This window comes from Sphingobium sp. Ant17 (assembly GCF_000588875.1).
Lineage (GTDB): Bacteria > Pseudomonadota > Alphaproteobacteria > Sphingomonadales > Sphingomonadaceae > Sphingobium.
In genome coordinates this window covers 1-6,069 of sequence record NZ_JEMV01000116.1, presented here as the reverse complement: position 1 = coordinate 6,069, position 6,069 = coordinate 1, and the positions used below count along the sequence as shown (strand labels likewise).

Sequence of the window (6,069 nt, the reverse complement as noted above, 5' to 3'; positions counted from 1 at the left end):
CGCCATGTGATTGGCGTCAGGCGGGGTTGTCCCCGCATCACCACAATGTCCTCAAAAACACGCCTTATCGCAGCCAAGATCTTCGGCATGATATTCATGCTATGACGATCATTCGACACGCGATCTTTCCTGAAGACACAGCGGCGGTGCTGAGCATTTGGCGTGAGTTTATCGCCAATTCCCCGGTGAATCTCGATTATCAAAACAACGATGCCGAATTCGCCAACCTGCCGGGGAAGTATGCGCCACCGAACGGATGCGTTCTGCTCGCGGATCGGGAAGGCGAATTTGAGGGCTGCGTTGCGATGCGCCAAGTCATACCATCGGTCCGTGATGCTGACTCACGTGGGGGATTCGCAAAGCGGCGAAACTATGAATCTATGTCTTCGGGTTGGAGGGCATTGTCATGGGTGCAGCGATTGGATTGCGAGACGACTTTGATGCAGCGGGCTTGAGGCGACTGGCGCGGACGACAAAGAGCGCGAACCAGGGACGCCGACTGCTAGCTTTGGCGGAAATCTATGATGGCGCGAACCGCAGCGATGCCGCGCGCATCGGCGGAGTAACCCTGCAGATCGTGCGGGATTGGGTGGTGCGGTTCAACGCCCGAGGTCCAGCGGGTCTCCTTGACGGCAAGGCCCCAGGCAAGCCGCCCTTGCTGAATGATACCCAGCGCCAAGCGCTCGCGGAGGTCGTTGAAAGTGGACCGATACCAGCGATCCATGGAGTTGTGCGTTGGCGGCTGATCGACCTGGCGCGGTGGCTTCATGACGAATTTGGGGTGTCTCTGACGGAAAACGACCGTAGGGCGAGAGTTGAAAAAGCTGGGCTATGTGAAATTGACGGCACGCCCACGTCACCATGCCCAGAACGAATATGCGATGGAGGACTTCAAAAGGGGGCTTTGCAGCCGAGCTGGCAAAGATCAAAGCCGCTCTCCCGCGCGACACGCCCATAGAGGTATGGTTCCAGGACGAGGCCCGTATCGGCCAGAAAAACAAGATCACCCGCCGCTGGGCCAGGCGCGGCACCCGGCCTTCAGCGCCCAAGGATCAGAGGACCAAATCAGCCTACATCTTCGGCGCTATCTGCCTGAGCTTGGTAAGCGCTGGCTTGGTCCTGCCCTTCTGTAATACCCAGACCATGTCGCTGCACCTGGCGGAGATATCGCTCGCTATCGAACCAGGTGCCCACGGCGTGCTGCTGATGGATCAGGCCGGATGGCACATGACCGGGAAGCTGGAAGTACCCGATAATATCAGCATCGTTCCGCTGCCGCCAAAATGTCCTGAACTCAACCCGGTCGAAAATATCTGGCAGTTCATGCGCGATAACTGGCTATCCAACCGCATCTTCACGTCCCACGACAACATCGTCGACCTTTGCTGCGAAGCCTGGAACAGGCTGATCGATCAGCCCTGGCGCATCATGACAATTGGACGCCGCAAATGGGCACGTGGGTCGTGATCAATGCAGGTTGGTATAATATCCCCAATTCCGGCGCCTCGGTCCATTTTTGATCGACCGACAGGAATTTCATCGGTGGTGCCTTGGGATGCTCCTGCCCTGGTGGCACGCGGGTCAGGACGCGGACCTCCATCAGGCAATGATCGACATCATGCCACGGCCGCCAGCGATAGACGATATTGGGCTGGAACCCCGCCCAGGGGCTGAAATTGGGAAAGACATTATAGAGCAGCGCGTCCATCATCTCCGCGTCGGACGCGAAGCTGACATCATGGCCGAACATGGCGGTGGTGGTATCGCGCAGCGATGCCCCCAATGCCGCGCGCGCCGTGACGCCCTCTGGCACCTTGACATTATAGCCGCCCGCCGCCGCTTCCTTGTCTTCATAATTGTCGGACGACCGACCATTATATTTGACGAACTCATCGACGATCCATTGTTCCGCCTTGTCGGTCGGATCGACATGGGGCGACATGGTGCCGAACGGCGTCACCGTCAGGTTCACATAATCGCCATAGATATTATACATCGAATTGGCGTCGCCAGTGAACGGCAGCAATTGCGGATGGGTGACGACGGTGTGCCAGCTTTCCATGAAAGCCTCCATCACCACCTTCCAGTTGGCGGGCACCACCTTGCCCACCCACATCGCCGTCGCGCATTCCTCCTGCCGCCAGCGCTTGAAATGCTCCGGCATGGGCGCGAGAAACTCTTCGAGCGTAGGCCCGTCTGCCGCCTCGCGAAGGAAGATATAGCCCGCCCAGCGCCCGACGCTGATTTCGGGCAGGGACATCTCCTCGTCTTTCAGGTGCGAGAAGTCCCAGCGGCACGGAATCTGCTTGATCGACCCGTCATTATTCCAGGTAAAGCCATGGAACGGGCATTGCAGTTCGGCCGACCAGCCATCGCTGGTCTTGAGCTTGCGCCCCCGATGCAGGCAGACATTGGCGAAGGCCCGAACCGAGCCATCTTCCTGCCGGATCAGCAGGAAGGATTTGCCGACATTCTCATAGACGACATGGTCGCCCGGTTCCGGCAATTCCTCTTCCCGCGCCGCGAACTGCCAGGTGCGCGGCCACATCTTCTGCTTTTCCAGCTCGAAAAATTCGGGACTGGTATAGCGGCTGGCCGGGATCGGGTCCGACCCCAGATTTTCATATTCGTCGGTGTAGAGATATTCCGGCACCGGATTGGTGTCCGCCAACATCAGGTCGCGGACGCTCGTGCCGGGGCAGCGCGGTAGCGGTGCGCCTTTGATCCGGGGATCGCTTTCAGCCATCACTCTCTCTCCTAAATTCTCGCCTGCCCGGCTGCGCCGCAAATGCGGCGCGCCGAATCCTTGGTCGCTTGTTCAAACATAGCGACGCGATCACTGCGCGACCATCCCCCCATCAACGACAAATTCGCATCCGGTGATGTAGCGCGCATCGTCCGACGCCAGGAAGGCGACCATCGACCCGATGTCGGCGGGTTCGCCCATGCGGCCCATGGGAATGGTGGCGACGATCTGGTCGAATATATCCTTGTTATCGGCAATCGCCACCTGCTGCATGTCGGTCCAGATCATGCCGGGATGCACCGTGTTCACGCGGATATTGTCGCGCGTGGTTTCCAACGCGACCGACTTGGAAAACAGCCGCACCCCGCCCTTGCTGGCGGCATAGGCGGCCGTGCCCTGCACGCCCACTAGCCCCGCGATTGAAGACAGGTTGACGATCGACCCGCCATGCCCCTGTACCCGCATCTGATCGACGGCGACCTTGGTGCCCAGATACACGCTGTCGAGATTGACCGAAATCTGCTTGTGCCAATCGGCCGACGTCATCTCGCTCATCGGTCGCAGCACCGCGATACCGGCATTATTGACCAATATATCGATCTTGCCGAAGGCGGCGATCACTGCCTCGATCACCTTGGTCCACAAGGCTTCGTCGGTGACATCCTGCGCCATCGCCTGCGCGGAAAAACCCTGCGACCGCAGTTCCTCGGCCCGCGCGCTAACCGCCGCGCCATCCAGATCGGTCAGGAACAGGCCCGCCCCCTGGCCCGCCATCTTGAGCGCGGCCGCAAAGCCCAAACCGTTGGCGGACGCCGCCCCGGTCACCAATGCCACTTTGCCTTGAAGATCGATCATCATGCGCCAGCTATCCTCTTATCGAACTGTTTGGCGCGCAGACTGGCCATTATGGTAAACCGTGCAACTAGCGCTAGTCAGAGTCCCCGCCGCGCCCTGCCGCCCTACCTATCACCTTACCGAGTTCCGGCAGGGCGGCGCACGCGCTATGCTGCACGCCAAAGCCAACCGGCTATGCCATGAGAGAGGGTTTGCAATGGGCTATCATGACGTCATCGGCCAGGAAGCCGAAAAGATGCTCGAATATGTCGAGACCGGCACCACCCACAGCGCCGCCGACACGATGGAAGTGCCCGCCACCGCCTATACCGACCCCGCCTATTTCGCGCGGGAAAAGGCGGAAATCTTCATGAAGCTGCCGCTGCTTGCCGCACTGACCGCCGAAATGCCCAATCCGGGCGATTACAAGGCGATGGAATTGCTCGGCAAACCTGTCCTCATCACGCGCAAGAGCGATGGCACGGTCGCAGCGATGCTGAACGTCTGCACCCATCGCGGCATGATCCTCAAGCCCGAAGGCCATGGCAATGCCAAGCGCTTTTCCTGTCCCTATCATGCCTGGACCTACAGCAATGACGGCAAACTGATCGGCGTCGCCGAACCGCAGAAATTCGGCCCCATCTGCAAGGAGGACCGCAACCTTACCGCCTTGCCCGTCGCGGAGGCGGGCGGGATCATCTGGATCTGCCTGACGCCGGGGCTGGAATTCGACATCACCGCGCATCTGGGTGGCATGCTCGATGACCTCAATGCCTATGGCCTTGGCGACTGGCATTATTGCGGGTCGCGGCGCATCTATGGCCCCAATTGGAAGATCGCCTATGACGGCTATCTGGAGGGCTATCATTTCGCCGCCGCGCACCCCACCACCATCCATCCGCGCACCTTCAGCAACATCATGCACTTCACCGCCTTCGGTCCGCATATGCGCGTCGGCTATCCGCAGGTGCGGATCAAGGAGGCGCTGGGCGCGATCCCGCGCGCCGATTGGGGCGAGCATGAGAATGAAGGCTATGACTTCGTCCGCACCATCTTCCCCAACATTTCCATCTTCTTCGCGCCCGAAATCACCCAGGTCGCCCAGCTCATCCCCGGCGACACGCCCGGCAACAACATCACCAACCTGATGTTCATCCGGCGTGAGCCGCCCAAGGACGAGGCGGACGCTGCCGCGATCGAAGGCATGATGGACTGGCTGCGCGATGTCGTGAATGACGAGGATTATGGCGTCGGCCTGCAAGTGCAAAAGGGTCTGGAATCCGGCGCGGTCAAATCGGTCATCTTCGGCCGCAACGAGCGCGGCAACCAATATTTCCACAACTATGTCGACTATCTCCAGCGCGCCGACCCGGACGAAAACCCGCCGGAATTGTGAGTCGGAGGCGAAAGTATCTGACGCCCCCCCTTCCCCGTTCGCCCTGAGCCTGTCGAAGTGCCCTTCTTCTTGAAGAGAAGTGGAGGGCTTCGACAAGCTCAGCCCGAACGGACTTGAGGTAAGCCCGAACGGGTTGTATAATCGCGTCCCTCCAGTCAAGCGTGGTTGGCATGGGAAGGCTGATCGCGTCGGGCATTGCGTCGACACGTTAATCAACCTTGTGCTTGTTTTTCTCAATGCGGCGTGTCGCGCGAGGGTGTTCGTATGCCGGGAGCAGGGTTGTCTTCGCGGTCGGCATAAAGCCGCCGCATGATGGGTCTCCGCAGGCAAGGTCTTCCTATGTTTTGTGCGCAGTCTTTAAAAAGCTGCAGCCGTTAAAGCGGAATGACCTGACCCACGTCCACGGCAGGGACGCCTCAATACGTCAGATGCTGACGCGCTGAGAAGTTAAGCTGGTGAATTGGTTATGCGGTGACGCCAGCCGATGTGTTGAATGCCTCTCCTGTTTTGAGCATTGTGTGCATGATGACTGCCAGTTTGCGGGCCACAGCGACCGCGGCGCGCTTGAAGCCCAGCCGCTCGCGTAGCCTGAGGCCCCAGTCTCTGAGGCCGCTCTGGTTGCTAGCGCTGGTGCGCGTGAGAATGACCGTTGCCGCCTCGTATAAGAGGCCGCGCAGATGGTTGTCGCCTCGCCGCGAGATGTGGCCGTCATAATCCACTTCGCCTGATTGGTAACGCCGCGTGGTAAGCCCGAGCCAGGCGCCGACCGCGCGTGAAGTTTTGAAGTTTGCGGGGTCTTCGATCGCCGCAGCATAGGAGACGGCCGTGACCGCCCCGACTCCCGGGATCGTCATCAGCAGCTTGATTGCCTGGCTTTGCCGGGCTGCGGCGAGCAACTGACGATCAAGTTCAGCGGCGCGCTTGCGGATGTCGCGCCAGCCTCCAGCAAAGGCAATATGATCTGTGCCAGGCCATCCCTGCCGTCCAGAAGCTCGCGGACATTCCCGTCGAATACACGGCCTGTACCCTTGGGAACGACGATGCCAAACGCTTCATGACCCCGCGGATCTCGATTGCTCAGCTGCTGTTGAGA

The 6,069-nt window shown here is 59.9% G+C and carries 3 protein-coding genes and 3 pseudogenes; 3 read left to right on the top strand and 3 right to left on the bottom strand.

Annotation, left to right across the window (positions count from 1 at the left end; translation table 11 throughout):
* Positions 1-455, top strand: a pseudogene (locus tag BF95_RS28510) (hypothetical protein); the annotation flags it as partial.
* Positions 407-1,467, top strand: a pseudogene (locus BF95_RS26935) (IS630 family transposase). The pseudogenes BF95_RS28510 and BF95_RS26935, both read left to right, overlap by 49 nt.
* Here the strand turns inward: BF95_RS26935 and BF95_RS24140 are convergent.
* Together BF95_RS24140 and BF95_RS24135 are read right to left on the bottom strand one after the other, a co-directional pair.
* The gene (locus BF95_RS24140) at positions 1,427-2,746 is read right to left on the bottom strand and encodes an aromatic ring-hydroxylating oxygenase subunit alpha (protein WP_235209977.1); all 1,320 of its coding nucleotides are present in this window, start codon (positions 2,744-2,746) and stop codon (positions 1,427-1,429) included. The pseudogene BF95_RS26935 and the gene BF95_RS24140 overlap by 41 nt on opposite strands.
* Positions 2,747-2,836: 90 nt before the next feature.
* On the bottom strand, positions 2,837-3,604 hold the full coding sequence (locus BF95_RS24135) for an SDR family NAD(P)-dependent oxidoreductase (protein WP_443018430.1): 768 nt from the start codon (positions 3,602-3,604) through the stop codon (positions 2,837-2,839).
* Between the two features lie 193 nt (positions 3,605-3,797).
* Here BF95_RS24135 and BF95_RS24130 point away from each other — a divergent pair, with 193 nt between their 5' ends.
* Complete coding sequence (locus BF95_RS24130) at positions 3,798-4,976, top strand: aromatic ring-hydroxylating oxygenase subunit alpha (RefSeq protein WP_043155243.1); 1,179 nt, start codon at positions 3,798-3,800, stop codon at positions 4,974-4,976.
* 464 nt (positions 4,977-5,440) lie between these two features.
* Here the strand turns inward: BF95_RS24130 and BF95_RS24125 are convergent.
* A pseudogene (locus BF95_RS24125) lies at positions 5,441-6,047 on the bottom strand (IS110 family transposase); the annotation flags it as partial.
* Positions 6,048-6,069: the final 22 nt, after the last annotated feature.

Coding starts and splice junctions, on each gene's coding strand:
- BF95_RS24140 (WP_235209977.1), bottom strand. CDS start 2,746: ATGGCTGAAAGCGATCCCCGGATCAAAGGCGCACCGCTACCGCGCTGC.
- BF95_RS24135 (WP_443018430.1), bottom strand. CDS start 3,604: ATGATGATCGATCTTCAAGGCAAAGTGGCATTGGTGACCGGGGCGGCG.
- BF95_RS24130 (WP_043155243.1), top strand. CDS start 3,798: ATGGGCTATCATGACGTCATCGGCCAGGAAGCCGAAAAGATGCTCGAA.